Annotated in this window: 12 protein-coding genes and 1 riboswitch; of the genes, 10 read left to right on the top strand and 2 right to left on the bottom strand. The window is 68.7% G+C overall.

Annotated elements, in window-relative coordinates; all coding sequences use genetic code 11:
• Positions 1–155 precede the first annotated feature (155 nt).
• Together lysX and Psi01_RS17970 are read left to right on the top strand one after the other, a co-directional pair.
• Positions 156–1,661 carry a bifunctional lysylphosphatidylglycerol synthetase/lysine--tRNA ligase LysX gene (gene lysX, locus Psi01_RS17975; RefSeq protein WP_204065183.1) on the top strand — a complete coding sequence of 502 codons (1,506 nt, stop codon included), beginning with the start codon at positions 156–158 and terminating at the stop codon, positions 1,659–1,661.
• A gap of 615 nt (positions 1,662–2,276) precedes the next feature.
• Complete coding sequence (locus Psi01_RS17970) at positions 2,277–2,510, top strand: helix-turn-helix domain-containing protein (protein WP_203872750.1); 234 nt, start codon at positions 2,277–2,279, stop codon at positions 2,508–2,510.
• A gap of 128 nt (positions 2,511–2,638) precedes the next feature.
• Here the strand turns inward: Psi01_RS17970 and Psi01_RS17965 are convergent, their stop codons facing one another.
• On the bottom strand, positions 2,639–3,682 hold the full coding sequence (locus Psi01_RS17965; protein ID WP_239127804.1) for a C40 family peptidase: 1,044 nt from the start codon (positions 3,680–3,682) through the stop codon (positions 2,639–2,641).
• A 5-nt stretch (positions 3,683–3,687) separates the two neighbouring features.
• A riboswitch (cyclic di-AMP (ydaO/yuaA leader) is annotated at positions 3,688–3,832 on the bottom strand.
• 337 nt (positions 3,833–4,169) lie between these two features.
• On the opposite strand from Psi01_RS17965, the gene Psi01_RS17960 reads away from it, so the two are divergent.
• From Psi01_RS17960 to Psi01_RS17935, 6 genes are all read left to right on the top strand, one after another.
• Positions 4,170–4,742: an amino-acid N-acetyltransferase gene (locus tag Psi01_RS17960; protein ID WP_204065182.1), complete on the top strand. Its 573-nt coding sequence runs from the start codon at positions 4,170–4,172 to the stop codon at positions 4,740–4,742.
• Between the two features lie 205 nt (positions 4,743–4,947).
• Positions 4,948–6,057, top strand: a complete 1,110-nt coding sequence (locus Psi01_RS17955; RefSeq protein WP_204065181.1) for an RDD family protein — start codon at positions 4,948–4,950, stop codon at positions 6,055–6,057.
• A 176-nt stretch (positions 6,058–6,233) separates the two neighbouring features.
• Entirely contained in the window at positions 6,234–6,818 is a 585-nt protein-coding gene (locus Psi01_RS17950) for an RDD family protein (RefSeq protein ID WP_275424535.1), read from the top strand.
• A 563-nt stretch (positions 6,819–7,381) separates the two neighbouring features.
• Positions 7,382–7,717 carry a histone-like nucleoid-structuring protein Lsr2 gene (locus Psi01_RS17945; protein ID WP_204065179.1) on the top strand — a complete coding sequence of 112 codons (336 nt, stop codon included), beginning with the start codon at positions 7,382–7,384 and terminating at the stop codon, positions 7,715–7,717.
• 289 nt (positions 7,718–8,006) lie between these two features.
• The gene (locus tag Psi01_RS17940; RefSeq protein WP_204065178.1) at positions 8,007–10,511 is read left to right on the top strand and encodes an ATP-dependent Clp protease ATP-binding subunit; all 2,505 of its coding nucleotides are present in this window, start codon (positions 8,007–8,009) and stop codon (positions 10,509–10,511) included.
• A gap of 373 nt (positions 10,512–10,884) precedes the next feature.
• Positions 10,885–11,835 (top strand): TIM barrel protein, encoded by a 951-nt coding sequence (locus Psi01_RS17935; RefSeq protein ID WP_204065177.1) that lies wholly within the window; start codon positions 10,885–10,887, stop codon positions 11,833–11,835.
• Between the two features lie 39 nt (positions 11,836–11,874).
• Here the strand turns inward: Psi01_RS17935 and Psi01_RS17930 are convergent, their stop codons facing one another.
• Entirely contained in the window at positions 11,875–12,750 is an 876-nt protein-coding gene (locus Psi01_RS17930; RefSeq protein ID WP_239127803.1) for an HhH-GPD family protein, read from the bottom strand.
• Positions 12,751–12,852: 102 nt separating this feature from the next.
• Here Psi01_RS17930 and Psi01_RS17925 point away from each other — a divergent pair, with 102 nt between their 5' ends.
• Both Psi01_RS17925 and argG read left to right on the top strand, forming a co-directional pair.
• Complete coding sequence (locus Psi01_RS17925; protein ID WP_204065175.1) at positions 12,853–13,548, top strand: hypothetical protein; 696 nt, start codon at positions 12,853–12,855, stop codon at positions 13,546–13,548.
• A 77-nt stretch (positions 13,549–13,625) separates the two neighbouring features.
• Positions 13,626–15,074, top strand: coding sequence for an argininosuccinate synthase (gene argG / locus Psi01_RS17920; protein WP_204065174.1), 1,449 nt, complete (start codon positions 13,626–13,628; stop codon positions 15,072–15,074).
• The last annotated feature ends 276 nt before the right edge of the window (positions 15,075–15,350 follow it).

Genomic DNA, 15,350 nt, shown 5'->3' with positions numbered 1-15,350 from the left:
GCGTGACCGTGGCGCGGGCCCGCCGCTGCGACACGGCGTGACCGTGGCGCGGGCCCGCCGCCGAGGCGACGCGGGCACGTCGCCGGGACACGGTGCGACCGGAGGCGTGCCACCGCCAGCACCGCCGGTTCCGCAGTGTCGGTACCCTTGGCTCCGTGAGCGACCATCTGACCCCAGCCGAGGATCTGCCCGAGCAGATGCGCGTGCGCCGGGAGAAGCTCGACCGCCTGCGTTCCGAGGGCGTCGACCCCTACCCGGTGAACTTCCCGCGCACCGCGACCAACGCCGAGATCCGCGAGAAATACGCCGATCTCGCCGCTGACACCGCGACCGGCGACAAAGTGGGCGTCACGGGCCGCGTGATGCTGTCCAGGACCGGCGGCAAGCTCTGCTTCGCCACGATCCGCGACGGCTCCGGCGACCTCCAGGTGATGATCTCGCTGGACAAGGTGGGCGAGGAGTCCCTGGCCGCCTGGAAGCGCGACGTCGACCTCGGCGACCACGTCGGAATCGAGGGCGAGGTCATCACCTCCCGCCGGGGCGAGCTGTCCATCCTGGCCGACCGGTGGGCGATCACGTCCAAGTGCCTGCGCCCGCTGCCGGAGAAGCACGCCGGGCTCACCGACCCCGAGGCGCGGGTCCGGCTGCGCTACGTGGACCTCATCGTCAACGACGAGGCCCGCAAGATGGCGCGCCTGCGCAGCGACACGGTGCGGGCGGTGCGCGACTTCTGGCACGAGGAGGGCTATCTGGAGGTCGAGACGCCGATGCTCCAGCCGATCCACGGCGGAGCGGCGGCCCGGCCCTTCAAGACCCACATCAACGCCTACGACATGGAGCTCTACCTTCGCATCGCGATCGAGCTCTATCTCAAGCGGCTCGTGGTGGGCGGCATCGAGAAGGTCTTCGAGATCAACCGCAACTTCCGCAACGAGGGCGCGGACGCCACCCACAACCCCGAGTTCACCATGCTCGAGGCGTACGGGACGTATCTCGACTACAACGACATGGCCGACCTCACCCAGCGGATGTACCAGAAGGCCGTGGTGGCCGCGCTGGGCACCACGGTCGTGGTGCACGACGGCCGGGAGGTCGACCTCGGCCTGTCCCGGTGGCCGCGGATCACGCTGTACGGCTCGGTCTCGGAGGCGATCGGCGAGGAGATCACCACCGAGACCCCCCTGGAGAAGGTCAGGAAGCTGGCCGACGCCCGGGAGATCCACTGGGACCCCAAGTGGGGCCAGGGCAAGCTCGTCCAGGAGATCTTCGAGGCGCTGGTCGAGCACACGCTCGTCCAGCCCACCTTCGTCATGGACTATCCGCTGGAGACCTCCCCGCTGACCCGCCAGCACCGCGAGAACCCGCTGCTGACGGAGAAGTGGGACCTGATCGGCTTCGGCACCGAGCTGGGCACCGCCTACTCGGAGCTGGTCGACCCGGTCGAGCAGCGCCGCCGCCTGGTCGAGCAGTCCCTGCTCGCCGCGGGCGGCGACCCGGAGGCCATGCAACTTGACGAGGACTTCCTGGCCGCCCTGGAATACGCGATGCCGCCCACCGGCGGCATGGGCGCCGGCATCGACCGCATGATCATGGCGTTCACCGGCAAGAACATCCGCGAGACGATCCTGTTCCCGCTGGTCAAGCCGACCGGCGGATCCTGATCCGAGCGCAGTCGGCCGCATGCGGCCGGGCGGAGGGCGTGGCCGCGGCCACGCCCTCCGCGTTTTCGTTCCGCTCCGTGCCCGGAGTGCGGTACGAAACTCATTTGCACGTGCATCCCATAGTGTGTGCCGATCCGCCACCCCGCGGAGCCGTACACCGAATGGCGGAGAAATGCACTCATCCCGTGCCCGGCGGGCGGCGATTTCCTCCACGCCGTCCGGCCGGGGGACGACTCCGCCCGCCGAAGACCGTTCCCTTTGCCGGGAAATACCGCGGAGCGCATCGGCCGTCTGACCTGCCGGAAAGTCGATCTCATCGACCGGGACGCCTGGTGAAACCGTGTCCGGCGAGTGCTCCGGCGGTCGATACCGCAGGACGTTCGCGGGTGCCGGTCCCGGCGGATCGGGTTAACCGTAAAGGCGCTGACATATCGTGAGTAGTTCACGTGGCAAGCACTATGTCAATGAACGGCTCTCAGACTATGGAACTCGGAACTTGACGACCTTTGAAGAAGACGTTTACCGTTCCTGACGGGCGACATTGGTTCCGATCAAACCCACGGCTGGGTTACGGAGCGGGGGGAGGATCTCTAGATGGCATATCCAGAAGTTGTAGTGGATTCCCGTCGCGACGACAGTCTTCCAGGCGCACGGGAGGTCGGCCTGAGCAACGATGATCTGGTCCTCCTGGCGGAGCTCGCCAAGGGGGTCACCGTCGACAGGGTGGGGCGCCGTCTGGACATCAGCGGGCGCACCGTCCGGCGCAGGCTCCGTGGCATCTGCGACCGCATTGGAGTGGCTACGGCGATCGAGGCCGTGGCCTGGGCGGCACGCCGCCGCCTGATCTGATCACTACGCGACTTCTGGGCCCAGACCCCGCCCGTCGGTTCCACCCGTCATCTCGCCATGCCCGGATCCGGGCGCGCGGCGACGCGGTACGGACCGCGCTGTTTCAGCGGTACGGCTCCGCGCCGCTCTCAGTTCGCGATCCGCACGCCGCCGGCGAACGGCCGTCCCTCGATCGAGGCGATGTGGATGACGTCGCCGGTCCGGGGCGCGTGGACCATCATGCCCGCGCCGATGTAGATCCCGACGTGGTGCAGGTCGCTGTAGAAGAACACCAGGTCACCGGGGCGCAGCTCGTTCTTGGAGATGTGGGTGCCCGCGGTCCACTGGTCGCCGGTGTAGTGGGGCAGGCTGATGCCGACCTTCTGGTAGGCCCACATGACCAGGCCGGAGCAGTCGAAGCCGTTGGGGCCCTCGGCGCCCCAGACGTACGGCTTGAGCTGCTGGGTGAGCGCCCAGCGGGCCGCCTGGGCGGCCTTGCCGCTGCCTATGATCGGCACGTCGATCTTCACGCGTCGGCCGCCTGAGGCCTTCGCGCGCACCTCGCGGAAGAGGTTGCTCTCGACCCTGGCGACCAGCCGCTCGATCTTGACGCGCTTGTCGCCGATCTCCTTCAGCAGGTCCTTGACCTCGGTGGTGCGGGCCTTGGCGCTGGCCTTGGCCCGTTCGGCGGCCTTGATCGCCCGGCTGACCAGGGCGACCTCCTCGCTCTGCCGCTGCTGGAGGGCGTAGGCCGTGGTGGCCTGGTCCAGGAAGGCGTCGGGGTCGCTGGAGGTGGCGAAGGCCAGGCCTGGTCCCAGACCGCCGGACATGTAGTTGCTCTGCGCCAGCAGGCTGGCCTTGTGCCGCCGCTCGGCCAGCTCGGCCTCACTGGCGGACAGGGTCTTCTTGGCGGCCTCGGAGGCGCGCTCGGCCTGCTTGAGCTTGACCCGCTCGCCGTTGTACTGCTCGGTGAGCTGGGCGATCTCCGTGTGGAGCTTCTCGGCCTGCTTGGCGAGCTGCTGGAGGCCGGGCTCGGGATCGGCGGTGGCGGCGCCCAGGGGGGTGAGGAGGGTCAGGGAGGTGAAGACGGCTCCGATGACCAGGATCCGGCGGGAGATCCCGCCCGGGACGCGTTCTCGGCCGCGGGCGCGCTTGCCCGCGTGCTTTCCCCTGCGACCGCGCGTGCGCTTCACCAACGAGCTCCTCTCCTCTGCCGCCTACCGGGTTAGCTGACGGGTTCGGGCCGGGAGACAGCCCTACCGCGGATGCGCCGCGCATCACGGATTCACCCCGGAGGTTGGGTCCCCGGTTCCCCAGGTTCGGAGATTCGGCGAGCCGGCCCTCGTTACAGGCCGACACCGAGGCTGGACATTAGTGCAATGGGAGGTTCGTGCTCAACCAGAACTGCCAACTCGGTAGAGGTTTCACAACCGGAAGATCACGGACAGATCTCACGAAGCGATGATCAACATGTGCACTGTCCTGCTTCTATATGAATTTTTGTGACCTGTCGTGAAGATCGCCGCAGGTCGCGGGCCGCAGTGGCGTCACGTCTCGCTCTTCCTGGATATCGCGGACATGTCGTGATCGACTGCGTACGATCAGTCACATGATGCCCGCGGGCTCCGGGTTAAGGGTGAGCCGTAATGGACGGGCGTGGAGCACGTACTCTGGGCGGTTATGGAGCAGGTAGCCGAATACACCCCCCCGTCGGCCGGCGCGGTCACGGTCCGGCGTGCCCGGACCCCGGACGTGCGCGCGATCCGGCGCCTCGTCGACACCTACGCCGGGGCGGGCCCGCGCCTGCTGGAGAAGGCCACCGTCACGCTGTACGAGGACGTCCAGGAGTTCTGGGTCGCCGAATACGACGGCAGGGTCGTCGGGTGCGGGGCGCTCCACGTGCTCTGGGAGGATCTCGCCGAGATCCGAACGGTCGCGGTCGACCCCTCCATCCGGCGGATGGGCATCGGCCACAAAATCGTCTCCGCGCTCATCGGCACCGCCCGAGAGCTGGGCCTGCGCCGTGTTTTCTGCCTGACCTTCGAGGTCGCCTTCTTCGCCTCCCACGGATTCCGCGAGATCAAGGGCACGCCCGTCTCCCCCGAGGTCTACGCGGAGCTTCTCGCCTCCTACGATGAAGGTGTCGCCGAGTTCCTCGACCTGGAGCACGTGAAGCCGAATACCTTGGGAAACACCCGCATGTTGCTCCATCTCGGAGACAATGGCCCGGGCGTAGATCCCCGGGAAAGGTGACTGTTGTTACCTATATCGATACCTTGTGCTCCAGCAAGCATGTGTCTGACATATGCCACATGCCCAGTCGAAGTGAGGTGACGCGGTGAGCACCGGACAGCCGCCGTATCCGCAGGATGATCCCGACCGCGATCGCACACCGTCGGGGCAGCCGGAATACGGACAGCAGAACACAGGTCGAGGGCAGAGCGGACTCGACCCCGACGTGACGATCGTCGGATACCGGTCGGAGAACACCGGCCCCGGGCAGGCCCAGCCCGGTTACGGCCAGCAGGGCTACGGTCAGCAGCAGGACTACGGTCAGCAGGGTTACGGCCAGCAGCAGGACTACGGTCAGCAGGGCGGCACGGGTTCCTACGGCCAGCAGCCCGGCTACGGCCAGCAGGCCGCCCAGCCGGGTTACGGTCAGCAGCAGGGCTACGGCCAGCAGCAGGACTACGGTCAGCAGGGCGGCACGGGTTCCTACGGCCAGCAGGGCTACGGCCAGCAGCCCGGCTACGGCCAGCAGGCCGCCCAGCCGGGTTACGGTCAGCAGCAGGGCTACGGCCAGCAGGCCTCCCAGCCCGGCTACGGTCAGCAGCCCGGGTACGGCCAGCAGCAGGGTTACGGGCAGCAGGCCCAGCCCGGCTACGGCCAGCAGCCCGGTTACGGGCAGCAGGCCGCCCAGCCGGGTTACGGTCAGCAGCAGGGCTACGGCCAGCAGGACTACGGTCAGCAGCAGGCCTACGGCCAGCCGTCCGCCTACGGGCAGCAGGCCCCGTCCTACGGCCAGGGCTACGCCCCGCAGGGCGCCATGCCCCAGGGCGTCCCGGCTCCGCTCGCGGAGTGGTGGCAGCGTCTGGTGGCGCGGCTCATCGACGGAATCATCCTGGCGATCCCGTTCTTCATCCTGACGTTCGCGCTGACCGCCATCCTCGTGACGAGCCCCAGTTTCAACTTCGAGACCGGCGAGCTCACCGAGCCCGGCGGGTACGTCCTGGCCAACATCCTCATCGCCGCGCTCGCGGCCCTGGTCTGGTTCGCCTACGAGTTCCTGATGCTCAAGCAGAACGGCCAGACCGTCGGCAAGATGGTCATGGGCATCAAGGTGGTCCAGATCGGGAGCACCACGACCGCCGGTGGGCTTCCGGGCGACGCGGCCATGAAGCGGAGCGCCGTCCTGTGGGGCCCGCAGGCCCTGCGCGGCATCCCGTACGTCGGGTGGATCTTCGGTCTCTTCAGCCTGGTGAACGTGCTCTGGCTGCTGTGGGACAAGCCGTACCAGCAGGCTCTGCACGACAAGGCCGCCTCGACCGCGGTCGTCAAGATCAAGTAGTTTTCCGATTGTCGGGGCCGGCGGGATGAACCGCCGGCCCCGCTTTCATGCGCGGGACGATCCGTGAAGTCTTGCGCGCCGGTGTTCACAAGCACCGGGAAAACGGTGTGGAGTAACGCCTCGCGGGTAGACGCCGAGGGAAGAGCAAACCCATTCGCTCCGGCGAGAGGAGCGCCATGGATCTTCCCCGGCGCCCCGGAGACAAGAATCACCCCGCGTCCGCGCCCCTCGCGCCCGTCGGCTCCTATCCGGTCCCAATAGACGTCTCTCTGCCGCCGGGAGTTCCGGCGCCACGGGCCGAATGGTGGGAACGATTGGTCGCCCGCCTCATCGACGGCGCCCTCTTCGTCGCGCTCTACTGGATTCTGTCCTTCGCGTTCTACCCCGTCTTCGCTCCCGCGGGTGAAGTGCGCCCGGCGGATCCCCTGCTGCTGCCGGGGTTGTTCGCCGGGCTGGTGGCCTTTGGCGCTTATACGCTCTATGACTATGCGTTGCACGCCGGGAGCGGCCGTACTCTCGGTAAGAAAGCGATGGGGATCCGCGTGGTTCCGTACGGCGGCGGCGCGCCGTGGCTCGTCGGCCTGGCGAAGAGATCCGTTGTCTTCCCCGGTGTTCTGCTGGTCGAGGGCATTCCCGTGCTGAACGTGGCGATGGCCGTCTTCGGCTTCGTTGTGGGCCTGTCCATCCTGCTCGACAAGCCTCTTCAGCGGGGGTTGCACGACAAGGCGGCTGGCACCGTCGTGGTCAAGGACCTGCGATGACATTGACCCCGGGGCGATAATGATCATCGCGTGATCACTATGTCAGCCTTTTCCCGGCCACTTTACGGGGTGCAACGGGTAAGGCGCCTGGAGAGAAGCATTAAGGTGGTTGTGGGCCAGTATGGCGACCCTGTGACGCGCATCGCGCCTGGATGCCGCTATCGTCGTGTGTGAGCGGATACGATCGGGTGGGTGCGCCTCCGGACCGGTCGCCGCGCCCACCGTAATTCACCGTTCCGGAATGTCGGCCTGTGCGGAGTGAGGACATGTACGAGGTAATAGCCGCGTTGACTCCGCCCGTCGTCGTGGGCGGAGCTTTTGTGTATGGAGTTTTCAAGCTCTTCCGCAGTGAGGCGGCAGGTCGTCGCCAGGCGAAACGAATCGACCGGGCCGAGTCCCAGAAGGGTTGACTCGCCCTTCTCTCCGCTTGCTCTTCCTCCGGCTTCCCTCGGCTTCCCCCGACTTCCCCGTGAGAATCGCCGAGATCCTGGAATTGCTGCTCAGTCGGCGCAGGTATATGTTTAGCTAGCAATGGAACAATGCTCCGTGAAAGGGTTGCATACATGGCCAAGCAGATCCAGGAGATTCTCATCGACGACCTCGATGGGGGCGAGGCCAATGAGACCGTCGCCTTCGCGCTTGACGGCACCAGCTATGAGATTGATCTGAGTGACGTAAACGCGAAGAAGCTCCGCGACTCTCTGGCACCTTTCGTCGGCAGCGCCCGCCGGGCCGGGGCGGTCGCCGCCCCCCGTCGCCGTCGTGGCGGCGGCACGAGGGCGCTGACTCGTGAGAAGAGTGCCGACATTCGCGCCTGGGCGAAGTCTCACGGCCTCAACGTCAGCGAGCGCGGCCGAATCGCCTCCAAGATCGTCGAGGAGTACGAGCGGAATCACTGAGCCGTGCCCGGCGAGGCGATCCGCTGATCGTAATCGTGCGGTTATGGCGACCACGGTGGGGTCCGGTGGCCGCCATGGCCGCATGATGCGTTTCAGTGGTCAATAAACGTCGTTCGCTTGCGGCGTATCGGGAACATCGCACCCCCGACAAGTAGTTGGATGGAGCGTGAACGCCCTGCTCTCGGGGAACGTCTTCTGCATAGAGCGGTCGCCGGGTCAGGGCTACCATGCGGGATGACAGGGCCCGGATCTCCCGGACCTGTCTGACCGCTCTGTGAGGAGCGACGAGATGTTCGAGAGGTTCACCGACCGCGCACGGCGGGTTGTCGTCCTTGCCCAGGAAGAGGCAAGGATGCTCAACCACAACTACATCGGTACGGAGCACATTCTTCTTGGTCTGATCCATGAGGGTGAAGGCGTTGCCGCCAAGGCTCTGGAGAGCCTCGGCATCAGTCTTGAGGGTGTGCGGCAGCAGGTCGAGGAGATCATCGGCCAAGGCCAATCGGCGCCGTCGGGGCACATTCCCTTCACCCCGCGCGCCAAGAAGGTCCTTGAGCTGTCGCTCCGCGAGGCCCTGCAGCTGGGTCACAACTACATCGGCACGGAGCACATCCTGCTCGGCCTCATCCGTGAGGGCGAAGGCGTGGCGGCTCAGGTGCTGGTGAAGTTGGGAGCTGATCTCAACCGGGTGCGGCAGCAGGTCATCCAGCTGCTCCACGGTTACCAGGGCAAGGAGCCGGCGGCCTCGGGCGGGCCCCAGGAAGCCGCTCCGTCGACCTCCCTCGTTCTGGACCAGTTCGGCCGCAACCTGACCCAGGCCGCCCGCGAGGGCAAGCTGGACCCGGTCATCGGCCGTGACAAGGAGATCGAGCGGGTCATGCAGGTCCTCTCCCGGAGGACCAAGAACAACCCGGTCCTGGTGGGCGAGCCCGGCGTCGGCAAGACCGCCGTCGTCGAGGGCCTGTCCCAGAAGATCGTCAAGGGTGAGGTTCCCGAGACGCTCAAGGACAAGCAGCTCTACACCCTGGACCTGGGCGCCCTGGTGGCGGGCTCGCGTTACCGCGGTGACTTCGAGGAGCGCCTGAAGAAGGTCCTCAAGGAGATCCGCACCCGCGGCGACATCATCCTGTTCATCGACGAGCTGCACACGCTCGTCGGCGCGGGCGCCGCGGAGGGCGCGATCGACGCCGCCAGCATCCTCAAGCCGATGCTGGCCCGCGGCGAGCTGCAGACCATCGGCGCCACCACGCTCGACGAGTACCGCAAGCACCTCGAGAAGGACGCGGCGCTGGAGCGGCGCTTCCAGCCGATCCAGGTGGCCGAGCCCAGCCTCAGCCACACGATCGAGATCCTCAAGGGTCTGCGCGACCGCTACGAGGCGCACCACCGGGTGTCCATCACCGACGGCGCCCTCGTGGCCGCGGCGCAGCTGGCCGACCGCTACATCAGCGACCGGTTCCTGCCCGACAAGGCGATCGACCTCATCGACGAGGCCGGCTCGCGCATGCGCATCCGTCGCATGACCGCCCCGCCGGACCTGCGCGAATACGACGAGAAGATCGCCAACGTGCGGCGCGAGAAGGAGTCCGCGATCGACGCGCAGGACTTCGAGAAGGCCGCCGCGCTGCGCGACCAGGAGAAGCAGCTCCAGCTCAAGCGCGAGCGCCGGGAGAAGGAGTGGAAGGCCGGCGACATGGACGTCGTCGCCGAGGTCACCGAGGAGCTCATCGCCGAGGTCCTCGCCACCGCCACCGGCATCCCGGTCTTCAAGCTCACCGAGGAGGAGTCCCAGCGGCTGCTCCGCATGGAGGAGGAGCTGCACAAGCGGATCATCGGCCAGGAGGACGCCGTCAAGGGCCTGTCCCGGTCGATCCGCCGCACCCGCGCGGGCCTGAAGGACCCGCGCCGCCCGGGTGGCTCGTTCATCTTCGCCGGCCCGTCCGGCGTCGGTAAGACCGAGCTGTCCAAGTCGCTGGCCGAGTTCCTGTTCGGGGACGAGGACGCGCTGATCATGCTGGACATGTCCGAGTTCATGGAGAAGCACACCGTCTCCAGGCTGTTCGGCTCCCCGCCCGGCTACGTCGGGTACGAGGAGGGCGGCCAGCTCACCGAGAAGGTGCGGCGCAAGCCGTTCTCCGTGGTCCTGTTCGACGAGATCGAGAAGGCCCACCCGGACATCTTCAACTCGCTGCTGCAGATCCTGGAGGACGGTCGCCTGACCGACGCCCAGGGTCGCGTGGTGGACTTCAAGAACACCGTCATCATCATGACGACCAACCTCGGCACCCGGGACATCTCCAAGGGCATCGGGGTGGGCTTCGCGAAGTCCAACGACACCGAGTCGAACTACGACCGGATGAAGTCGAAGGTCCAGGAGGAGCTCAAGCAGCACTTCCGGCCCGAGTTCCTCAACCGCGTCGACGACATCGTGGTCTTCCACCAGCTGACGCCGAAGGAGATCATCAAGATCGTCGACCTGATGCTCTCGCAGGTCGCCGAGCGTCTGAAGGACCGTGACATGGGCCTGGACGTCTCTCCGGAGGCCAAGCAGCTGCTGGCCGACCGCGGTTACGACCCGGTCATGGGCGCCCGTCCGCTCCGCCGGACGATCCAGCGCGAGCTGGAGGACACGCTGTCGGAGAAGATCCTGTACGGCGAGCTCCGTCCCGGCCAGACGGTCAAGGTCACGATCGAGGGCGAGGGCGACAACGCCAAGTTCCTCTTCAACGGCGAGACCACTCCCGGCAAGGTTCCGGACTCGGCGGCCTCCATCGTGGAGCCGATCCAGAACTGACATCCGGTAAACCCGGCACAGGGCAAAGGCCGACCCCGTGGTGAGCTCGCTCACCACGGGGTCTGTCTATTTGTTATCCAACGCGGCATCTTCGCCACCAAAGGTAGTACTACACTCTGTAGAGCGAGCTGGACCATGTCCCGTCGACGGCCCACCGGCCGAGCGTGCGCGACGGGACCGGCCCCGAGATCAGCCCAGCGGCGTACTGCGAAATCAGCTCCGGGAGTGACGCGGAGCCCGGTGCCCGTACGGGACGCTCTCGGCAGGCCGGGTCGAGCTCCCGGAAGAAAAGGGACTCCCGGCCCATGAAGCCGGGACCACAGGTGTGGGGCAATCGAGTCTCTTCCACAGAGAGCACCCCTGGAGGCATCGGATGCGCTTGCGGCACGAGGACGGGACGCTCGTTCACCTGGCCTACAACGCGGGCGTGCATCCCGCCGAGGACCTGGAGAACCTGATCGCGCACCTGACCCGCTACGCGGTCCCGGTGCGCAAGCGCCTGGGCGTGGAGCGGATGGGGATCGGCCTGTGGCTGTCCCCGGCCGTCGCCGACCATCTCACCGCCGACCGGATCGAGCTGGTACGGCTGCGCCGCTCCCTGGAGGAGCGCGGCCTGGAGGTCGTCAGCCTCAACGGCACCGGCGGACGCCACCAGGAGGCGCCCGGCCCCGACTGGGCCAAGCCCGAGCGCTACCGCTACACGATGGCGCTGGCCAAGATCCTCGCCTTCCTCCTGCCGGAGGACGTGCGCTTCGGCAGCATCTCCACCATCCCCATCGGCTGGCGCCGCGACTGGCCCGCCGATCTGCACGCCATCGCCTCGCGCCGGCTGGAGAGGCTCTCACGCGAGCTGCGCGGCCTGTACAGCGTGACCGGCAAGACGATCAGGGTGGGCTTCGAGCCCTGGCCCGGCTGCGTCCTGGAGACCACCGAGCAGGCCCTGGAGCGGGTCTGCGGCATCGACTCCGAGCACCTGGGGGTCTGCCTGGACGCCTGCCTCCTCGCCGGAGGCGCCGAGGAGCCCGGAGCGGCCCTGCGCGGCCTGGCCGCCGCCGGGGCGCCGGTGGTCAAGCTCGGCCACGTCCACAACCACGTGGGCGACGCCTGCCACGAGCTGCCGAGCACCCGCTCGGTCCTGGAGGACACCCTGACCGCGATGCTCTCCGGCGCGGTGAACGGCACCGCCCACATCGAGGTCGAGACCCACGACCTGGCCGTGCCGCAGCGCGCCAAGGGGCCCGGCGCGCTGGTCAGCGTGCTGGCCGAGGAGCTCGACTGGGCCCGCACCAACCTCACCGCCCTCGGCCTGCGCCTGGCCGCCTGAGCCGCCTGAGCCGGCCGGGCCGTCTGGTCCGCGCCCGCCTCAGGCGGGCAGGCGGTAGGTGCCGTCGTCCAGGACCTCGGCCAGGCCGTCGGAGACGAGGCCGTCGAGGGCGCGCTCGCGCTGGACGGCGTCCTCCCAGACGACGTCGAGCGCCGCCTTGGGGACCGCGCCGTGGGCCTGGCGCAGGACGGCCAGCAGGCGTCCCCGGCACTGCCGGTCGGTGCCGTCGTAGGTCTGGCCCCGGCGCGCCGGCCCGTCGTAGGCGGGCTTGCCCGCCAGCCGCCAGGCGCACTCGGCGCTGATCGGGCACTCGGCGCAGCGCGGGGCGCGGGCCGTACAGACCAGGGCGCCCAGCTCCATCACGGCCACCGCCCACACGGGGGCCTCCTCGGGGCCGGGCAGGAGCGAGACGGCCAGCGCGCGCTCGGCGGCGGTGGTGGCCTTGGGCGGGTACTGCTCGCCGGAGACGGCGCGGGCCAGCACCCGGCGCACGTTGGTGTCGAGTACGGCGTGGCGGCCCCGGAAGGCGAAGCTGGCCACCGCGGCCGCGGTGTACTCTCCGACGCCGGGCAGCGCCAGCAGCGCCGCGTGGTCGGCGGGGACCTCGCCGTCGTGCCGCTCGACGATGGCCCGGGCGCACGCGTGCAGGTTGAGCGCGCGGCGCGGATAGCCGAGCCGGCCCCAGTGCCGTACGGCCTCGCCGGGCGGCTCGGCCGCCAGCGCCGCGGGGGTGGGCCAGCGCTCCATCCACTCGGTCCAGACGGGCAGCACCCGGGCCACCGGCGTCTGCTGCAGCATGATCTCGCTCACCAGGATCGGCCAGGCGCCCGCTCCGGGAGCGCGCCACGGCAGATCGCGGGCGTTGGCGGCGTACCACTCGAGAACGGGATCCAGGAGGGGGTTGGACTTGGCCACCTCTTGACGATAGTGCGGGACACCCGCAGCTTCGGCCGTTGAAACGGTATAGACGCGGCGGGTCGTGTCCATCCCCGGAAGAGGTCTCCCCATACTGTCCGCATGGACCCGGACACGTTCCGAAACGACATAGGGGTGGACGTTTACTGGCGACGCCGGCTTGCCGCGCTCATCGCCGTTCTCGTCGTGGTCGCCGTCGTGGCGTGGGCCTGCTCCTCCTCGGGCGGCCCGCAGAGCGAGTCGAGCGCGCAGACGGCACCCTCGGGCCGGTCATCCGCCCCGGATCCGCTGCTGGCCGCGCTGCCCACGATCACGGTGACCCCGCAGCCCACCGTCTCGCCCTCGCCGCAGCTCTCGGCCACGCCGACGCCCCGGCCGGTCAAGCCCGCGGTCCGGCCCAAGCGGCCGGGCGACGCCTGCGACGTCGCCGACCTCGTGCTGAGCCTGCAGGGGGAGGGAGAGGTCTACGCCGCGGCCCAGCGGCCCAGGTTCATCCTCACGCTGGTCAACACCGGCAAGGTGATGTGCGTGACCGACACGGGCCCCCGCGCGCTGGAGATCCGCATCACCTCCGGTGACGACCGCGTCTGGTCGTCGGCCGACTGCGTGAGCGGTGAGACCGAGGACCTGCGCAGGTTCGAGCGCGGCATCCCGTTCGTCCGGGTGGTCGAGTGGGACCGCCAGCGCTCCGGATCCGACTGCCGGGCCAAGCGCGTCACGGCCCGTCCCGGCACCTACGTGGCCACGGTCCGCGCCACCGGCATGAAGAGTCGCAAGGTCGTCTTCCACCTCCGCTGACCGGCCGGGCAAAGGAAGAGACGGTAGGGGCGGTGCCGGTTGCATAGTCATACGCTCTTGTGCATACACTTCTACCTGTGTCTAAAGTGCTCACCTCCCTGCCCGTCGGCGAACGCGTCGGCATCGCCTTCTCCGGCGGCCTCGACACCTCAGTAGCGGTCGCGTGGATGCGCGAGAAGGGTGCGGTTCCCTGCACCTACACCGCCGACATCGGCCAGTACGACGAGCCCGACATCGCCTCGGTGCCCGGCCGGGCCACGGCCTACGGCGCGGAGGTCGCCCGGCTGGTCGACTGCCGGGCGGCCCTGGTGGAAGAGGGACTGGCCGCGCTGGCCTGCGGGGCCTTCCACATCCGCTCCGGCGGCCGTACCTACTTCAACACCACCCCCCTCGGCCGGGCCGTCACGGGCACCCTGCTGGTGCGCGCGATGCTCGAGGACGACGTGCAGATCTGGGGGGACGGCTCGACCTTCAAGGGCAACGACATCGAGCGGTTCTACCGGTACGGCCTGCTCGCCAACCCCTCCCTGCGCATCTACAAGCCGTGGCTGGACGCCGGCTTCGTCAGCGAGCTGGGCGGCCGCAAGGAGATGTCGGAGTGGCTGCTCGCCCGCGGCCTGCCGTACCGGGACAGCGTGGAGAAGGCCTACTCGACCGACGCCAACATCTGGGGCGCCACCCACGAGGCCAAGTCGCTGGAGCACCTGGACACGGGCATCGAGATCGTCGAGCCGATCATGGGCGTGCGGTTCTGGGACCCGGCCGTCGAGATCGCCGCCGAGGACGTCACGATCGGCTTCGAGCAGGGACGCCCGGTGACGATCAACGGCAAGGAGTTCGCCTCCGCCGTGGACCTGGTGCTGGAGGCCAACGCCATCGGCGGCCGGCACGGCCTGGGCATGTCCGACCAGATCGAGAACCGGATCATCGAGGCCAAGAGCCGGGGCATCTACGAGGGCCCGGGCATGGCGCTGCTGTACGTGGCGTACGAGCGGCTGGTCAACGCGATCCACAACGAGGACACCCTCGCCATCTACCACAACCAGGGACGGCAGCTGGGCAGGCTGCTGTACGAGGGCCGCTGGCTGGACCCGCAGGCGCTGATGCTGCGCGAGTCGCTGCAGCGCTGGGTCGGCATGGCGATCACCGGCGAGGTGACCCTGCGCCTGCGGCGCGGTGAGGACTACTCCGTCCTGGACACCTCCGGCCCGTCGCTCAGCTACCACCCCGACAAGCTCTCCATGGAGCGGACCGAGGACTCCGCCTTCGGCCCGGTCGACCGCATCGGCCAGCTGACCATGCGCAACCTCGACATCGCCGACTCCCGCTCCAGGCTCGAGCAGTACGCCAGGCTCGGCATGGTCGGCAACCGCCCCGCGGCCCTGGTCGGCGCCGCCCAGGCCGCCTCGACCGGCCTCATCGGCGCCATGCCCGAGGGTGGCGCCGAGGCGATCGCCTCCCGCGGCGAGGCCCCCGGCGACGAGGCACTGCTCGACCACGCCGCGATGGAGTCCGGCACCGACTGAACCCCGCCCGCCGTGCTCCGCCGCCTCTCTTGGACGGCGAAGCACGGCGCAGGCCGGGGCGAGCGGGGCTGAAGGCGCGTGTTCGCCGGTGGGAGCGCGGCGGGACGCAGGGTCGCGCTGTGCGGGTGGCCGGAACACCCGCCCGCACAGCGCCCCGCCCACCCCGGACCGCGCGTCGAAACACCCGCCCTCAGCCGCGTTCCGGCCCCGGCCCTGCCCGCCGTGCAGAGGCGCCGACCACCACCGTTTTCCGTCTCGCCGTACCGGCGCCGAGCC

The organism is Paraplanobispora siamensis (assembly GCF_016863175.1).
Taxonomy (GTDB): domain Bacteria; phylum Actinomycetota; class Actinomycetes; order Streptosporangiales; family Streptosporangiaceae; genus Planobispora; species Planobispora siamensis.
The sequence above is the reverse complement of the archived record's forward strand: the minus strand, read 5'-3'. Positions and strand labels throughout refer to the sequence as shown.

Excerpts from the sequence above, each read along its gene's own strand:
- Psi01_RS17960 (WP_204065182.1), top strand. The coding sequence starts at position 4,170 with ATGGAGCAGGTAGCCGAATACACCCCCCCGTCGGCCGGCGCGGTCACG.
- Psi01_RS17950 (WP_275424535.1), top strand. The coding sequence starts at position 6,234 with ATGGATCTTCCCCGGCGCCCCGGAGACAAGAATCACCCCGCGTCCGCG.
- Psi01_RS17945 (WP_204065179.1), top strand. The coding sequence starts at position 7,382 with ATGGCCAAGCAGATCCAGGAGATTCTCATCGACGACCTCGATGGGGGC.
- Psi01_RS17940 (WP_204065178.1), top strand. The coding sequence starts at position 8,007 with ATGTTCGAGAGGTTCACCGACCGCGCACGGCGGGTTGTCGTCCTTGCC.
- Psi01_RS17935 (WP_204065177.1), top strand. The coding sequence starts at position 10,885 with ATGCGCTTGCGGCACGAGGACGGGACGCTCGTTCACCTGGCCTACAAC.
- Psi01_RS17925 (WP_204065175.1), top strand. The coding sequence starts at position 12,853 with ATGGACCCGGACACGTTCCGAAACGACATAGGGGTGGACGTTTACTGG.